The 1,075-nt window shown below is 31.1% G+C and carries 2 protein-coding genes; both read left to right on the top strand.

The window, feature by feature from the left end; genetic code table 11:
* Window positions 1-269: transposase (locus F6K22_RS41435; protein WP_293111033.1), on the top strand; the 269-nt coding region annotated here is incomplete at its 5' end.
* 19 nt (window positions 270-288) lie between these two features.
* The gene (locus F6K22_RS42985; RefSeq protein ID WP_363275608.1) at window positions 289-441 is read left to right on the top strand and encodes an IS200/IS605 family accessory protein TnpB-related protein; all 153 of its coding nucleotides are present in this window, start codon (window positions 289-291) and stop codon (window positions 439-441) included.
* Window positions 442-1,075: the final 634 nt, after the last annotated feature.

The following is a 1,075-nucleotide window of genomic DNA, read 5'->3' on the forward strand; positions in this document are numbered from 1 at the left end:
TAACAATTTCCTCAAATGTGAAGGGATTTCAACCATTTATAGTAAATGGTAAACCTTTAAAATCAATGAACCAGTTTTATAATAAAAAGAAAGGAGAACTACAGAGTAAATTACAAAAACAAGCAGAAGAACGTTGTCACTCAAATAAAATCAATAAATTAACGAGAAAACGTAATTTGAAAGTAGAGACATATTTACACCAAGCAAGTAGAATAATAATTAATACTCTTCGAGAAAACCAGATAGGAACTTTTAGTAATAGGAAATAATCAAAAATGGAAACAAGAGATTAATTTAGGGAAAAGAAATAACCAAAATTTTGTGCAAATTCCCGATCATAAATTTATAGAACAATTGACATATAAAGCCGAATTAGTAGGTATAAAAGTAATTATCAACGAAGAAAGTTATACATCAAAAGCCAGCTTTCACGGGCGTTGATAAAATCCCAAATTATAGTCAGGGAGTCAAACATAAATTTAGTGGTCAAAGGATAAAAAGAGGTTTATACAAATCAAAAAATGGCTTGTTGATTAATGCTGACTTGAACGGCAGTTACAACATATTATGAAAAGCAGTTCCAAATGCTTATGCGGATGGAATAGAGGGGTTAGGAGTAATTCCATTCAGGGTAACACCTGGAAAAGTAAATTGATAATAGATTAATATTTGTCTATAAATTTACAAACTCTCAACTCTTTGTCAGTCATAGCAGAATAATTAATTTGACTCATCAAATTATCTCCCCATTCAATTTAATTTCAAATTGCTGAGTAGTCAGGAGTCAGGAGTCAGAAGAAAGAAAGAATTTGAAGTATATTCTGAATTCTAAATTCTAATAAAAGCCGATTAATATTTCTACCTCCTCTACAATTCCCATTTCTCCTAACTCCTACTCTTACTAGCTGACTGCAAATTTAGCTAATTCTCAATTCTCAATGCTAATTAACATTAGTCAAACTCTTAAACTTGCCAGTAAAGCGGTTAAAGAATAACTCTAAAACCGTCCGCTTACCAACATTAATATTTGAGTTAATTGCCATACCATTCTGCAAACCAATCTCCAGATCGTTCT

The sequence above is a fragment of the Okeania sp. SIO2F4 genome (assembly GCF_010672385.1).
Taxonomy (GTDB): domain Bacteria; phylum Cyanobacteriota; class Cyanobacteriia; order Cyanobacteriales; family Microcoleaceae; genus Trichodesmium.